Origin of the sequence: Hylemonella sp. W303a, from assembly GCF_046452315.1 — a bacterium.
GTDB lineage: Bacteria > Pseudomonadota > Gammaproteobacteria > Burkholderiales > Burkholderiaceae_C > Hylemonella.
Window position 1 is genome coordinate 108,322 of the sequence record NZ_JBKFDG010000006.1, and the last position, 15,644, is coordinate 123,965.

Genomic DNA, 15,644 nt, shown 5'->3' on the forward strand with positions numbered 1-15,644 from the left:
CTTCCGAAGGAGACGCCATGGATTTCGACTACTCTCCCCGCACGCAAGCCTTGCGCGCGCGGCTGCAACGCTTCATGGATGATCACATCTACCCCCATGAACCGACATACCACGCGGAACTGGCGACCCACACTGCAGCGGGCAAGCGCTGGACTCCTCTGCCCCTGATCGAGCAACTCAAGGAGAAAGCTCGGTCCGAAGGGCTGTGGAACCTCTTTTTGCCCCGGGACAGCGCGGAGATCGCAGGCGTGAACGGCACCGACTGGGGTGGCGCCGGCCTCACCAATCAAGAGTACGCGCCGCTGGCCGAGATCATGGGGCGGGTGCCCTGGGCCTCGGAAGTCTTCAACTGCTCAGCGCCGGACACCGGGAACATGGAGACCATCGCACGTTATGGCAGCGCGGAACACCGCGCTCAATGGCTGCGGCCGCTGCTGGAGGGCAAGATCCGCTCCGCGTTCGCGATGACTGAGCCTGACGTGGCGTCCAGCGACGCGACCAACATCGCCACGCGCATCGAGCGAGCCCGAGGCCCAACGGGGGAAGACTACTTGATCAATGGCCGCAAATGGTGGACCTCTGGCGCCGGAGACCCACGCTGCGCCATCTACATCGTCATGGGCAAAACCGACCCGGAAGCGGCGCGACATTCGCAACAGAGCATGGTGCTGGTGCCCGCGAACACGCCGGGCATCACCGTCATGCGCGCGCTGAACGTCATGGGTTACGACGACGCACCGCACGGGCACATGGAAGTGGACTTCAAAGATGTGCGTGTCCCAGCTTCCAACATACTGCTCGGCGAAGGACGCGGCTTCGAGATCGCGCAAGGGCGCCTGGGCCCAGGGCGCATCCACCACTGCATGCGGCTCATAGGCCAAGCGGAACGCGCGCTCGAATACATGTGCAGGCGGGCCTCCTCGCGCGTTGCCTTCGGCAAACCCGTCGCCGCCCAGACGGTGACGCAGGAAAGAATTGCCGAGGCGCGTTGCCAAATCGACATGGCTCGGCTGCTCACGCTCAAGGCGGCCTGGATGATGGACACGGTGGGCAACAAAGTTGCCCAGACGGAAATTGCCATGATCAAGGTCGTGGCTCCGAGCATGGCCTGCCAGGTGATCGACTGGGCGATGCAAGTCCATGGCGGAGGGGGACTCAGCCAAGACTTCCCGCTCGCCTACAGCTGGGCGAACGCCCGCACCCTGCGCTTCGCTGACGGGCCGGATGAAGTGCACCGCAATGCCATCGCCAAGTGGGAACTGGGCAAGTACGCCCCTGTACCCAAGGCCATTGAGCCACCCATCACCCGGGGTTGCTGACGCAGATCGCTCAGACGAAGCACAATCGCGGAGTTAGCTCTCCGCACAAGCCGAGCCGAGTCGCGGCTTGTGCTTTCATAGTCTTGGAGTTTTTCATGATCGACGTCTATTCCTGGCCCACGCCCAACGGCCACAAGGTTCACATCATGTTGGAAGAGTGCGGCCTGCGAGAGGGTCGCGACTGGCAGGCACACCCGATCAATATTGGCGAAGGCGATCAATTCAAGCCGGAATTCCTCAAGATCAGCCCCAACAACAAAATCCCTGCCCTGGTCGACAGCCAAGGACCGGACGGCGAGCCCATCAGTTTGTTCGAGTCCGGGGCGATCCTGCTTTACCTCGCAGGCAAGTTCGGAAAGTTCATGCCCGCCGATGTACGTGGCAAATACGAGGTACTGCAGTGGCTGATGTTCCAGATGGGAGGAGTCGGCCCGATGCTGGGACAAGCGCATCACTTCCGTCTCTACGCTCCGGAGAAAGTCGAGTACGCCATCAACCGTTACACCAACGAGGCAAAGCGCATTTACGGTGTGATCGATAAGCGCTTGGCGCACAGCACTTGGCTGGGCGGCTCCGAATACTCGATCGCCGACATCGCCGTGTTCCCCTGGCTACGCGGTTGGCAGGGCCAAGGCGTTACGTTGAGTGACTACCCTCACTTGGAAGCCTGGTTCAACAAAATCGCCACTCGCTCGTCCGTGCAACGCGGCTTGGAAGTCCTGGCACATTTGCGCAAACCGACCCCGACTCCCAGTGCCAAGGAGCGGGAAGTGCTTTACGGCTCGACGCAGTACCAACGTCGTTAAGCTATCCCAAGCGCCCCGGTGTCGTGGATTCCATCCACGCACGACGCATCGAGGGGATGGAACCGGCTAATCGGCCCTTCATCTCACGCCACAGCCCAGAACTGATCCAGCCCCTCGAATTCCCATTCCACGGGATCTTCGCGTCCAACAATGCGCTCAATCACATGGGGAGATGAGAGGTCCACGGTCTGAGGCGCGATATGAGCGGTACGGTCCACGGAATAAAACACTTTGACGATCGGTTTAGTCAAAGCCTGTGGGGACTGCTCCACCACCACCGCCAACACGGCCCCCCAGCGGTCTGATGTCAGGCGAAGCAAGGACCCCACCGGGTAGATGCCCAGGCTCTTGACGAAGGCCTGGAACACCCGTTGATCAAAATGTCCGCGAGACCATTCGGCCATCTTATGCAAAGCCTGAGCGGGATCCCAGCCCGCTTTATAAGGACGGTCAGAGGTGATGGCGTCGTACACGTCGCACACGGCCCCCATCTTGGCGAACAAGCTGATTTCCGAATCCTTCAGACCCTTGGGATAGCCAGATCCGTCGACTTTCTCGTGGTGGTGTAGGCAAACATCCAAAGCCACCGGATCCAGGTTGCCGACGTTCTGGAGCATGCGATAACCATCGATGGTGTGCTGCTTCATCACTTCGAACTCAGCGGGCGTCAGCTTGCCAGGCTTGTTCAGCACGCCGGGAGGAGTCGCCGCCTTGCCCAGGTCATGCAGCAACCCCGCCAACCCCGCGGATCGCGTTTGTCCCTCACTCAGACCCATCTGCCTGGCCAATGCGATCATCAAGGCGCACACCGCGACAGAGTGCATGTAGGTGTAGTCGTCCGCGGTCTTGAGCCGCGCCAAACTGATCAGCGCACTGGCGTTACGGGAAACGGAGTCGGAAATCTCTTCAACCAGATGTTGCGCACGGGCCGCGTCCACCGTCTTGCCCATGCGGGCTTCCTGGAACATGGACATCACCGCTTGCTTGGATTGCTGACAGATCAGGGCCGCTCGAGACAATTCCTCTTTGATGGGCAAGGGCTCCGTCACCCGAGAAAGGCGAGCCACTTCGTTAAGCTCAAGCTGGGCCTCAAAGGCGACCTGCTCCTCGGTCTCAACTTCCGTCCCCGGGGGAACGTCGAGCCCCTTGCTGCTGTCAATCCAGACCTCGCGGATGCTACTGTCAAGTATGCGTTCCAGATCTTTGGGGTCCGCCAGCAGAAAGCTGTCGCGCCAGAATGGATGCTCCTGCCAGGACCCCCGCAGTTCTTCAACCCACATCCCCAGTTTCAACGACTCGACGCGTATGCATTTGAGCATGAAAGGTTCTCCACGCACCCTGCGAGGATCGTAACATCAAGCTTCTTGCGGCGGCATCACCAATATGGGCGAGGACCGCGCGTCGGCAATCTCCTGGGAGGCAGGACTAGCCGGGACGCCTTGGATCAGTGCAGGTGCCGAGGCTTACGCCCCCCGCCGTGGCCGCCCGCACCCCGTGGGGGTTTACCGATCTCAAGTGAATTGACCAGGGCATCGTAGCGGCCCCGGAACAGGTTGTCGATTTCACCGACCAAGCCACTCAACTCAGAGGCGTCGAAGTGGCGCTCCATCACATGGATCACATCCTGCACCAGGATGTCGCGCTGAACCTGCATGATGGCGCCAGGATTGGGGCCGACGAAAAGCATGAGGAAGTCGTCACGCGACTCGGTCTCTGGGTCGGCCTCTTCCTCATCGAACTCGACATCGTAGAACGTGATCTCAATCGCAGCGCCTGCTTGAGACAACTCGTTGAGGCTCATGCACATCTCGTCAAGAGACTGGCGAAAGTTCTCGTCGCCCAGCACCGTCCAGCACAGTCGCAGCACGTGCTCTTGAGCATCGAAACGGATGCCCGGCTCATCCTCGTAGTGGCTGTGCGCCCCTTCAGCCAAGGTACGAGCGCCAACGTACTTCCACAGGGGCTTGAGCGCATCCTGAATCTGCTCGAAAGCCACGTCTGCGCGTAAAGGCACATCACCGTGAACATGAATTTCAAACGGAGCGTCGTAGCTGCTGGCCATAGGGAGGGTCGTTGTGGGTGCTTTTGGTGCCTCGAACCGGGGTCGAACCGGTACGCGCCCTTTCAGGCTGCGGCGGATTTTAAGTCCGCTGTGTCTACCAATTTCACCATCGAGGCGGCAGAGCGATCTGCCCGATTGTGAAGCAAACAGCAACACGGGGAGGCCAAAGAAATGGAGCGGGAAACGAGGCTCGAACTCGCGACCTCAACCTTGGCAAGGTTGCGCTCTACCAACTGAGCTATTCCCGCGCTGAATACCTGGAGGCGCGATCCGGAGTCGAACCGGACTAGACGGATTTGCAATCCGTTGCATAACCGCTTTGCTATCGCGCCTTCAAAACTTCCAGCCCCGAGCCACCGGGACTGAATAAAAAAGGGAAGCATCGGGCTTCCCTTTTCGGAATCTTGGAGCGGGAAACGAGGCTCGAACTCGCGACCTCAACCTTGGCAAGGTTGCGCTCTACCAACTGAGCTATTCCCGCGTTAAGAGACCATGATTATAGAACGAATTTTCCCCACATCACGTGGACCAGCGTGAAATTTTTCGCGCTGGCCGATACTCAATGTTTGATCGAGCCCTGAGCAGCCTCGGGAGTGGCAGGCGCACCAGCCTCCACCGCGGCAGAGGGTTCGTCATCCGGCAATGGCGTGGGCAGACGCTCCAGCGCGATCTCCAACACCTTGTCAATCCACTTGACCGGCACGATGTCCAGACCACTTTTGACATTGTCAGGAATCTCCTGAAGATCCTTGACGTTCTCTTCTGGAATCAACACGGTCTTGATGCCACCTCGCAAGGCCGCGAGTAGTTTTTCCTTCAAGCCGCCAATCGCGGTGACTTCGCCGCGCAGCGTGATTTCACCGGTCATGGCCACTTCACCGCGCACGGGAATGCCCGTCATGGCGGAGACCATGGCCGTGGTCATGGCGGCACCGGCGCTGGGACCATCCTTGGGTGTCGCACCATCCGGCACGTGCACATGCAGATCACGCTTCTCGAAGTACTCGTCGGGAATGCCGAGACTGCGCGCTCGGCTGCGGACCACGGTCCGAGCAGCCTCGACCGATTCCTTCATCACGTCACCCAAGGAACCGGTACGGGTGATATTGCCCTTTCCGGGCATGAGCGCGGCCTCGATGGTCAGCAAATCGCCGCCCACCTCCGTCCACGCCAAGCCAACGACCTGCCCCACCTGGTTTTGCTGTTCAGCGCGGCCATAGGTGAACTTGCGCACTCCCAGGTAGTCGTGCAGATTCTCTGCGGTGACCTGAACTTGGGGCGTCAGTTTCTTCAGTTGCAAGCCCTTGACGACCTTGCGGCAGATCTTGGAGATCTCCCGCTCGAGAGAACGGACACCCGCCTCACGGGTGTAGTAACGAACGATATCGCGGATCGCGTCTTCCGTGATCAGCAACTCCTCGTCCTTGACGCCGTTGTTCTTGAGCTGCTTCGGGCTCAGGTAACGCTGAGCGATGTTGACTTTCTCATCCTCCGTGTAGCCTGAGAGCCGGATCACCTCCATGCGATCCAGCAATGCGGGCGGAATGTTCATGGAGTTGGATGTTGCGACGAACATCACATCCGACAGGTCGAAATCGACCTCCACATAGTGGTCACCGAACTTGTTGTTCTGCTCTGGGTCCAGCACTTCCAACAGGGCGCTCGATGGATCACCCCGAAAATCCGTGCCCAGCTTGTCGATCTCATCCAACAAGAAGAGTGGATTGCGGGTGCCGACCTTGGTCAGCGACTGCAGCACCTTGCCGGGCATGGCGCCGATGTATGTCCGACGATGGCCGCGAATTTCCGCTTCGTCGCGCATGCCCCCCAAGGCCATGCGGACGTACTTGCGTCCTGTGGCCTTGGCGATCGACTGCCCAAGCGAGGTCTTACCGACACCGGGCGGCCCAACCAAGCAGAGAATTGGCGCCTTGACCTTGTCCACGCGCTGCTGGACCGCGAGGTATTCAAGAATGCGGTCCTTCACCTTCTCCAGTCCAAAGTGGTCCTGGTTCAGCACTTCTTCGGCATTCGCGAGGTCGTGCTTGATCTTGGTCTTCTTGCTCCAAGGTAACCCGACCAGCGCATCGATGTAATTGCGCACCACGGTGGCCTCAGCCGACATGGGCGACATGAGCTTGAGCTTCTTGAGCTCATTCTCAGCTTTCTTGCGCGCCTCGGCGGGCATGCGGGCGAGCTTGATCTTTTTCTCGATCTCCTCAAGGTCCGCGCCGTCCTCGCCCTCGCCCAGTTCTTTCTGAATGGCCTTGACCTGCTCATTCAGATAGAAGTCGCGCTGGTTTTTTTCCATCTGACGTTTGACACGGCCTCGGATGCGCTTGTCCACGTTGAGGATGTCGACTTCGCGCTCGATCTGCTCAAACAGATTCTCAAGCCTATCTTTCACCTCGGACAGACTCAGCACCGCCTGCTTGTTCTCCAACTTGAGTGGGAGATGGGCAGCGATGGTGTCGGCCAGTCGGCCGGGGTCATCGATGCTGGAGATGGAGGTCAGAATCTCGGGAGGGATTTTCTTGTTGAGCTTGACGTACTGGTCAAACTGCTGCATCACGGCTCGGCGCAACGCTTCGATTTCACTGCTCAGCTTCTCACCCATCACCTCGGAGGCAGCGGCCTGCACCGGCACCACGGTCGCTGTGAAATGGGTTTCGCCTTCCGTGATGTTTTGAACGCTCGCGCGCTGCTGCCCTTCAACTAGCACCTTCACCGTGCCATCGGGCAACTTGAGCATTTGCAGAATTGTAGAAACGCAGCCCACGTCGAACATGTCCGACACTTGGGGTTCGTCCTTCGCGGCGGCTTTTTGCGCGACGAGCATGATGCGGCGCTCCGCTTCCATCGCAGCTTCGAGGGCCTTGATGCTCTTGGGGCGCCCCACGAACAGCGGAATCACCATATGGGGAAAGATGACCACGTCGCGCAGGGGCAGCAGCGGCAATTCCAGGGGTTCAGGCGGCAGATGAGTTTGACCGGACATGGAGGGTCCTCGCAATGTTTTTGATGAGCAGGCTGTGAAGGGATAGATGCGGGGATGATTCTCTTTTTCCAGCCCTGCGATGCATATTAAGCCGCTGAGGAGATGTTAAGCAGGATTTGCCCTGCTGAAACCACGAAGGAAACCATGGAAAACCGACAGCTTTCCCAATTCCTGAGCTTTTCGCGCGATTTTCGGGCAAAAACTGCCCCGATTGGATCGCCCCTTGGATTGGCGGCTCGCCGGTCCCAAGGAATCAGGCCTCTGAATCAGGCTTGCTTAGCAGCCTCGCGGTACACCAACAGAGGCGGTTTGTGTTCCTCGATCGTGGACTCATCCACGACGACCTTCTCCACATTATTCAAGGTCGGCAGATCAAACATCGTGTCGATCAAGGACTGTTCCATGATGGAACGCAGACCCCGCGCGCCGGTCTTGCGGGCCAGACTTTTCTTGGCAATCGCGGCCAGTGCCGTGGGACGGATCTCCAGTTCCACCCCCTCCATGCCGAAAAGCTTGGCGTACTGCTTGACCAGCGCATTCTTGGGCTCAGTCAGGATCTGCACCAGGGCATCTTCGCTCAGCTCAGCCAGCGTGGCGACCACGGGCATGCGCCCCACGAGTTCGGGAATCAGTCCGTACTTGATCAGATCTTCCGGCTCGACTTCCTTGAAAACTTCCGTCAGGCTGCGCTGGGTCTTGCTTTTGACCGCCGCGCCGAAGCCGATGCCCGAAGATTCCGTGCGACGCTCAATCACCTTCTCCAAGCCAGCAAACGCACCACCGCAAATGAAGAGAATGTTGGTGGTATCCACCTGAATGAAATCCTGGTTCGGGTGCTTGCGCCCACCCTGCGGGGGCACCGAGGCCATCGTTCCCTCGATGAGCTTGAGCAAGGCCTGCTGCACGCCCTCGCCGGAGACATCGCGGGTGATGCTCGGGTTGTCGCTCTTGCGTGAGATTTTGTCGATTTCGTCGATGTAGACGATGCCACGCTGAGCCTTCTCAACCTCGTAGTTGCAGTTCTGCAGCAGCTTGGCAATGATGTTTTCGACGTCCTCGCCCACATAACCGGCCTCGGTCAGCGTGGTCGCGTCCGCCATCACGAATGGTACGTTGAGCTGGCGCGCCAGGGTCTGTGCCAGCAGGGTCTTTCCCGAACCGGTGGGGCCGATGAGCAGGATGTTGCTCTTGGCCAACTCCACCTCGTCCTTGCGGGCGGTCTCTTTGTGCTGCAAACGCTTGTAGTGGTTGTACACCGCAACCGCGAGCGTGCGCTTGGCGGCATCTTGGCCGATCACATAATTGTCCAGGTTGGCCTTGATCTCCGCAGGTGTGGGCAAACTGCCGCGTCCTGCGTTCTGGTCGCTGGGCGCTGGCAGCTCATCACGAATGATTTCGTTGCACAACTCAATGCATTCGTCGCAGACGAATACAGAGGGGCCGGCAATCAGTTTGCGTACCTCATGCTGGCTCTTGCCGCAGAAAGAGCAATACAAGGTTTTTTCGCTGGATGTGCTTTTTTTGTCGGCCATATGTTCATCACCTTCCTTGCCCACCGGGAGATTCCCGGGCAGATCATAACCAAGCGCGCAAGCTGCTCACACGAGCCCCCCAGGCCTTGAAAAAGGACCTGGTATGGGCGTCGCAAAAACCGCGCTGCCCGGGAATTCAGGGCCTTTTCGCGATCACCTGATCGACCAGTCCGTAATCCTTGGCCTCGTCAGCCGAGAGGTAGTAATCGCGTTCGGTGTCACGCTCGATCTTTTCCAGTGGCTGGCCCGTGCGCTCCGCCAGGATCTTGTTCAACTGCTCACGGGTCTTGAGGATTTCACGGGCATGGATCTCGATTTCGGTCGCCTGGCCTTGCGCACCACCGAGCGGCTGGTGAATCATGATCTTGGAGTTGGGCAAGGAAAAGCGCTTGCCCTTGGCGCCAGCCGCCAGCAAAAAGGCGCCCATGCTGGCCGCCATGCCGATGCACAGGGTGGACACGTCAGGCTTGATGAAATTCATCGTGTCGAAGATCGACATGCCGGCGCTCACGCTGCCACCGGGAGAGTTGATGTAGAGCGAAATCTCCTTGTCAGGGTTCTCGCTTTCCAGGAACAGCAATTGCGCCACCACCAAATTGGCCGTCTGGTCATTCACAGGCCCCACCAGGAAGATCACACGCTCACGCAGCAGGCGCGAGTAGATGTCATAGGAACGTTCGCCGCGCCCCGACTGCTCGATCACGATCGGCACCATGCCCAGGGCTTGCGTTTCGGTGGCGCCGTGGTAGGCGGAGGGATGAGCGACAGAGTTGCGCAGATTCATGTTGACTCCAAATGAGAGACCCGGACTTTATCGCCATTTATATAACGGAAATCCGGCAAGGGCCGTGAACGGCGCGGCGCAAAGACCACGCCTACAAGCAAATGGGGCCTGCCGCCGGGACTGCAAGCCCCGGCTCAGGCCCCAACCGCATGCGACGCCAGGGATCAGCCGGGCTGCCCCATCAGATCATCAAAGGAAATCGCCTTGTCCGTGACCTTGGCCTTGGACAACACGAACTCCGTGACGTTGTTCTCAATCACCACGGCCTCGACCTCAGCCATGCGGCGGTTGTCGCTGAAATACCAGCGCTTGACATCTTCCGGACGCTCGTAACTGGCCGCCAGTTCATCCACATGCGCCTTGATTTGCTCGGGTGTCGCTTCCAGCTTGTTGGCACGCACCAATTCGGCCACCACCAAGCCCAGGCGCACGCGGCGCTCGGCTTGCGGCGTGAACAGCTCTGTGGGGATGGGGGCCTTGTCGGCGTCTTTGATGCCGCGCGCCTTCAAGTCGGCGCGGGCACTCTCGACCATGCGGTCCAGCTCGGCAGCGACGATGCTCTTGGGCAGGTCGAGCTCAGCCTTGGCGATCAGGGTGTCCATCACCGCTTGCTTGTTGCGCGCCACCAAACGGGCCTTGACCTCGCGCTCCAGGTTCTTGCGGATGTCGGCATGCAAGGCAGCCACGGTTCCCTCGGCCACCCCCAGGGACTTGGCCAGAGCATCGTCCACCTCGGGCAGGTGCGCAGCCTCAATCTTCTTGACCGTGACCAGGAAGTCGGCGGTTTTACCTGCCACGTCCTGGCCGTGGTAGTCGGCCGGGAAAGCCAGCGGGAAGGTCTTGCTCTCGCCAGCCTTCATGCCACGCACAGCATCTTCGAATTCCTTGAGCATCTGTCCTTCGCCCACCAGAAACTGGAAGCCGTCAGCCTTGCCGCCCTGGAAGGGTTCGCCATCGATCTTGCCTTCGAAGTCCACTGACACGCGGTCGCCATCTTGCGCGGCTTCGTCCTTGCCGCGCTGAGCGAAGGTGCGGCGCTGCTTGCGCAGGATGTCCACGGTTTTCTGGATCGCGGCATCACTGACTTCGGCGCTCACCTTTTCGATCTGCGCGCCGGAGAGTTCACCGATCTTCACTTCGGGATAGACCTCGAACACCGCGTCAAAGCTGACTTGGCCCTCGGGCGCATTGTCCTTTTCGGTGATGCGGGGCTGACCGGCCACGCGCAGCTTGGCCTCGTTGGCAGCAGCGGCGAACGCCTCGCCCACCTTGTCGTTCATGACCTCGTACTGAACGGAGAAACCATAGCGCTGGGCCACGACGCTCATCGGCGCCTTGCCAGGACGGAAGCCGTCCATGCGCACGGTGCGCGCGAGCTTCTTGAGGCGCGCGTCCACCTCGGTCTTGATCACGTCCACAGGCAGGTTCAGGGTGATCTTGCGCTCGAGCTTCTCGAGGGTTTCAACGGTAACGGCCATGGTCTACTCCAAAAAATCGACGATTCGGACGGATCGGGGCAACTGCAGCGGCTTGGGCCGCCAGGAATTGCCACTGTGTGGTGCGCGGGGGGGGACTCGAACCCCCACACCCTTGCGGGCGTCAGGACCTAAACCTGGTGCGTCTACCAATTTCGCCACCCGCGCAAAGAAAGACAAAAGGCGGTGATCGCAGACCCGAAAGCATGCAACACCGCCTTACGAAATCGGTGAACCGTCTATTTTAACCGGGCCGACCCTCACATTCCTTGGAGAGGGGTGGTGCCATACACAGCCGTCGACCGGCCGAAGTCAAGCCATGGTGTAGCCATGCCCGCGAAAGATCAGTACAGCGCCGGCTTGTCACGCTTGACGCGGAACCACGCGGCATACATGGCGGGCAAGGCCAGCAGTGTCAAGACGGTTGCCACAACCAGCCCGCCCATGATGGCAATCGCCATGGGCCCCCAGAACACGCTGCGCGACAGGGGGATCATCGCCAGGACCGCAGCCGCAGCCGTCAGCACGATGGGACGCAAGCGCCGCACGGCAGACTCGACGATCGCATCCCAGGCGGGCACCCCATTCGCGCGTTCCTGCTCGATCTGGTCAATCAGGATCACCGAATTGCGTTGAATCATGCCCATGAGCGCGATCACGCCCAGCAACGCCACGAAGCCGAACGGCCGATTGAACAGCAGCAAGGCCGCGGCCACGCCCGCGATGCCCAGCGGACCCGTCAGGTAAACCAGCAGGGCCCGGCTGAAGCTCTGCAACTGCAGCATCAGCAGGGTGAAGGTGATGAACAGCATCACGGGCAAACCGGCCGCAATTGAGCTGGACCCCTTGGAACTCTCCTCAACAGTACCAGCCACCTCAATGTGGTAGCCGTTGGGCCAGCGAGATTCCAGGGTCTTGAGCGCGGGCAACAGTTCTGCCGTCACGGTCGCCCCCTGCAGACCTTCGGCAATGTCGCTCTGAACCGTGATGGCGTAATCACGGTTTTGCCGCCACATCACGCCCGGTTCCCAGGTGAACTGGGGCTTGGCGATTTGGGTCAGCGGTATCTGCCGGCCACTGGCCGTGGGCAGGTAGGCGTTACCCAGGTCGGTGACGGCATCGCGCTCGTCCAGCGGCTGACGCAGCACGATGTCGATGAGCTTGTCCCCTTCCCGGAATTGCCCCACCGTCGCACCCACCAGCGTGGTCTTGGTGGCCTGCGCGATGGACTGGCTGGTCACGCCCAGGGCTCGGGCCTTATCCTGATCCACCTCCAAGCGAATCACCTTGACCGACTCGTTCCAATTGTCGTTGACGCCGCGCGTGTTGGCGTTCTCCCGCATGAGGGCTTTGACCTCATCCGCGCGCGCGCGCAGCACCAGCGGGTCAGGCCCCATCACGCGGAACTGCACGGGGTAGGCCACCGGCGGCCCGTTGGGCAGCAGCTTGACGCGCCCACGCACCTCGGGAAACTCCTGGGCCAGCACCACCGGCAGCTTCAGCCGCAGCGACTCGCGCACCTTCAGATCTTTCGACATGACGATGAGTTGGGACACATTGGTCTGCGGAAACACCTGGTCCAGCGGCAGGTAGAAGCGTGGCACGCCCGAGCCCACCCAGGTGCTGACGGCGGTGACGCCTTCCTCGGCCATCAGACGGCGCTCGACGCGGCGCGTCACCTCTTCGTTGGCTTTGAAGGAGGTCCCTTCGGGTAGCCACAGATCCACCAGGATCTCCGGGCGCACGGAATCAGGGAAAAATTGCTGCTGCACACGGCTCATTCCGACCAGACCGAGTGCGAAGGTCAGCAGGGTCGCGCCGATGGTCAGCCAACGATGTTGGACACACCAGTCGACGGCGCGTCGAAAAGCCTGGTAGAACGGTGTGTCGAAGTGTTCATGATGCTCGGCCCCCGCCGCCGCGGGCTTGACCTTGAGCAGCACATTGCCCAAATAAGGCACGAAATAGATCGAAGCCAGCCAAGACAGCACCAAGGCAATGCCTGTGACGGCGAAGATGGCGAATGTGTACTCGCCGGTCGAAGACTTGGCCATGCCAATCGGCAGGAAGCCCGTGGCCGTGATCAGCGTGCCGGTCAGCATCGGCATGGCCGTCACTTCGTAGGCGAAAGTCGCGGCGCGGGCTTTGTCATAGCCCTCTTCCATCTTGCGAACCATCATCTCGACGGCGATGATGGCGTCGTCCACCAACAGGCCCAGTGCGATGATCAGTGAGCCCAGCGAGACCTTGTGCAGGCCGATGCCCCAGTAGTGCATGGCCAGGAAGGTCACTGCCAGCACCAGCGGAATGGTGATGCCCACCACCAAGCCGGGGCGCATGTCCACGTACCAGCGGCGCCACAGCGGCAACGTGCCCCCCACGGGGTTGTCACGCTTGTGCAGGCCCAGGCTCAGGAAGCTCACCGCGAGCACGATGACCACGGCTTCGATCAGCACGTGCACGAACTCGTTGACCGATTCGGACACTGACCTCGGCTGGTCCTGCACCTGTAGCAGACGCACGCCCGCGGGCAAGGTTTTTTCGATGTGCGCAGAGACCGACTTGAGCGCCTTCCCGAGGGCAATGATGTCACCCCCCTTGACCATGGACACACCCAGGGCGATGACTTCATGCCCGTCATGGCGAACCTTCACCGATGGCGGATCGGCGTACCCGCGCGTGATGGTCGCGATATCGCCCATGCGCAATTGCGCGCCCGAGGTGCCACGGATCGGCATCTCGCGCAGTTCTTCCAGCGCGTTGAACTGCCCGGCAACGCGCACCTGAACCACGTCCAGTGGCGTTTGCACGGCGCCCGCGCTCTCCACGGCGTTTTGCTGACCCAGCTGGGCCAGCACCTGGTTCATGTCCAGCCCGAGTTGCGCCGCCGTTTTCTGGGAAATCTCGACAAAGACCTTTTCGTCCTGCGCGCCGAACAATTCGACCTTGGCCACATCGGGCACGCGCAACAGTTGCTGGCGGGCGTCATTGGCGAAGTCCTTGAGCTCGGCATAACTGAACCCTTCGGCCTCCAACGCGTAGATGACCCCGTAGACATCACCGAAGTCGTCGTTGAAATACGGCCCCTGGATGCCCGCTGGCAATGTATGGCGCATGTCGCTGACCCGCTTGCGCACCTGGTACCAGGTATCCGCCACTTCAGATGGCGGCATCGAATCCTTCAAGTTGAAGACGATCTGCGATTCGCCCGGCTTGGAATAGCTGCGAATCTTGTCGGCGTAAGGCACTTCCTGCAGGGTGCGCTCCAGCTTGTCCGTCACTTGCTCGGCCACCTGCTGAGCTGTCGCACCGGGCCAATTGGTGCGCACCACCATGGCCCGGAAGGTGAAGGGTGGGTCTTCGTCTTGTCCCAACTGGAAATAGGCCGCCAGGCCCAGCACCATGAGCACCACCATCAGGTAGCGCGTCAACGCCGGATGCTCCAAAGCCCAGCGCGAGGGGTTGAAGCCCTTTTTAGGTTCCATCTGCGTCATGACCGCATCACTCCGCAGCCTGAGCCGATTTCGGTTGATAGATCGTCACCTTCTGACCTGGCGAGAGCACGTGAACCCCCGTGGCCACGACCAGTTGACCCGGCTGCAGGCCAGACGCAATCACGGCCTCGTTGCCATCGGCAGTCGAAACCTGGACGGGCTGCGAACGAACCGTCATGCTGGCCGTGTCCAACACCCAGACGGCGGTCACTTGCCCATCCTGACGCAGGGCGCTGCTGGGCAACTTGATGGCTTGCATGGTGGTGGCGCTGGTCCCAGTGCTCTTCGCTGGAACGGGAGTGGACGGAAGTACCGCCACGGTGGCCCCCAGGGGTGGCAACTTGCGAGCGGAGTCCGCAGCTTCAATGCTGGCCTTCACCAGGAAAGTTCGGGTCACGGGGTCCGCGCTGGCCGCAACCTCACGCACGCGGCCGGGCAACATTTCGCCTGTGGCCCAGATGCGCAACTGAACCGGCATGCCATTGACCATCATGGCCACTTGCCCCTCGGGCACGGAAAAGACCACATCGCGGGGGCCATCCTGAGCGATGCGCAACACCGGCGCGCCTGCGGCGACCACCTGCCCTGGCTCCGCCTCGATCGCGGTGACGACACCCGCCGCATCGGCCACCAGCTTGGCGTAGCGGGCCTGGTTGCCTTGCGTCGTCAGTTGGGCCTCGGCCTGATCCAGCTGCGCCTGAGCCGCTTTCAGTTGCGCTTCGCGCCGGTCCAGCTCGGCATCGCTGATGAAATTCTGCGCTCGCAATTCGCGGTAGCGTTGCAGGTCGGCGGCGGCGAGATCGCGATTGGTGCGGGCCGCGGCAGCCTGGGCGCGTGCTGCGTCGGCTGTGAGCTGATAATCCTGCGCGTCCAGCTGAGCGAGCACATCGCCCGCATTCACGTGCTGGCCCAGATCCACCTGACGCTGAACGATCTTGCCCGCGACACGGAAACCCAACCGTGATTCGGTGCGGGCGCGCACCTCGCCAGCAAATTCACGCGTGGACTGCAAGGGACTGGCCCCCACCGTCAGCACCTTGACGGCACGCACCGGCTCTTCCACCGGAGCCTGCTTGGAACAGGCGGCAAGCACAATCGCGGCCATCAGCGTCACGCCGATGCCGCCCACTCGGCTCGAAGAAGGTGAAAGACGATACCGCATGAGAATTATTCC

Annotated in this window: 10 protein-coding genes and 5 tRNA genes; 2 read left to right on the top strand and 13 right to left on the bottom strand. The window is 60.7% G+C overall.

The window, feature by feature from the left end; translation table 11 throughout:
• The first annotated feature begins 17 nt into the window (after positions 1–17).
• Both ACLBKS_RS12540 and ACLBKS_RS12545 read left to right on the top strand, forming a co-directional pair.
• Positions 18–1,319, top strand: coding sequence for an acyl-CoA dehydrogenase family protein (locus ACLBKS_RS12540; protein WP_410193143.1), 1,302 nt, complete (start codon positions 18–20; stop codon positions 1,317–1,319).
• A gap of 95 nt (positions 1,320–1,414) precedes the next feature.
• Entirely contained in the window at positions 1,415–2,125 is a 711-nt protein-coding gene (locus ACLBKS_RS12545) for a glutathione binding-like protein (protein WP_410193144.1), read from the top strand.
• An 83-nt stretch (positions 2,126–2,208) separates the two neighbouring features.
• Here ACLBKS_RS12545 and ACLBKS_RS12550 read toward each other — a convergent pair whose 3' ends face one another.
• From ACLBKS_RS12550 to ACLBKS_RS12610, 13 genes are all read right to left on the bottom strand, one after another.
• Complete coding sequence (locus tag ACLBKS_RS12550) at positions 2,209–3,444, bottom strand: HD-GYP domain-containing protein (RefSeq protein ID WP_410193145.1); 1,236 nt, start codon at positions 3,442–3,444, stop codon at positions 2,209–2,211.
• A 125-nt stretch (positions 3,445–3,569) separates the two neighbouring features.
• Complete coding sequence (locus tag ACLBKS_RS12555; protein WP_410193146.1) at positions 3,570–4,187, bottom strand: DUF6806 family protein; 618 nt, start codon at positions 4,185–4,187, stop codon at positions 3,570–3,572.
• 24 nt (positions 4,188–4,211) lie between these two features.
• Positions 4,212–4,303 (bottom strand) — tRNA-Leu (locus ACLBKS_RS12560).
• A 56-nt stretch (positions 4,304–4,359) separates the two neighbouring features.
• A tRNA-Gly gene (locus tag ACLBKS_RS12565) sits at positions 4,360–4,435 on the bottom strand.
• A 10-nt stretch (positions 4,436–4,445) separates the two neighbouring features.
• A tRNA-Cys gene (locus tag ACLBKS_RS12570) sits at positions 4,446–4,519 on the bottom strand.
• A gap of 73 nt (positions 4,520–4,592) precedes the next feature.
• Positions 4,593–4,668: transfer RNA gene (locus ACLBKS_RS12575), tRNA-Gly, on the bottom strand.
• A 78-nt stretch (positions 4,669–4,746) separates the two neighbouring features.
• Positions 4,747–7,185: an endopeptidase La gene (gene lon / locus ACLBKS_RS12580; protein WP_410193147.1), complete on the bottom strand. Its 2,439-nt coding sequence runs from the start codon at positions 7,183–7,185 to the stop codon at positions 4,747–4,749.
• 266 nt (positions 7,186–7,451) lie between these two features.
• Positions 7,452–8,717 carry an ATP-dependent Clp protease ATP-binding subunit ClpX gene (clpX, locus tag ACLBKS_RS12585; protein ID WP_410193148.1) on the bottom strand — a complete coding sequence of 422 codons (1,266 nt, stop codon included), beginning with the start codon at positions 8,715–8,717 and terminating at the stop codon, positions 7,452–7,454.
• Between the two features lie 136 nt (positions 8,718–8,853).
• The gene (gene clpP, locus ACLBKS_RS12590; RefSeq protein ID WP_050797397.1) at positions 8,854–9,501 is read right to left on the bottom strand and encodes an ATP-dependent Clp endopeptidase proteolytic subunit ClpP; all 648 of its coding nucleotides are present in this window, start codon (positions 9,499–9,501) and stop codon (positions 8,854–8,856) included.
• 164 nt (positions 9,502–9,665) lie between these two features.
• Positions 9,666–10,979 carry a trigger factor gene (gene tig / locus ACLBKS_RS12595; RefSeq protein WP_410193149.1) on the bottom strand — a complete coding sequence of 438 codons (1,314 nt, stop codon included), beginning with the start codon at positions 10,977–10,979 and terminating at the stop codon, positions 9,666–9,668.
• A gap of 78 nt (positions 10,980–11,057) precedes the next feature.
• Positions 11,058–11,144, bottom strand: a tRNA-Leu gene (locus ACLBKS_RS12600).
• Between the two features lie 176 nt (positions 11,145–11,320).
• Positions 11,321–14,470 (bottom strand): efflux RND transporter permease subunit, encoded by a 3,150-nt coding sequence (locus ACLBKS_RS12605; protein WP_410193150.1) that lies wholly within the window; start codon positions 14,468–14,470, stop codon positions 11,321–11,323.
• A gap of 7 nt (positions 14,471–14,477) precedes the next feature.
• Positions 14,478–15,632 carry an efflux RND transporter periplasmic adaptor subunit gene (locus tag ACLBKS_RS12610; RefSeq protein ID WP_410193151.1) on the bottom strand — a complete coding sequence of 385 codons (1,155 nt, stop codon included), beginning with the start codon at positions 15,630–15,632 and terminating at the stop codon, positions 14,478–14,480.
• Positions 15,633–15,644 lie beyond the last annotated feature (12 nt).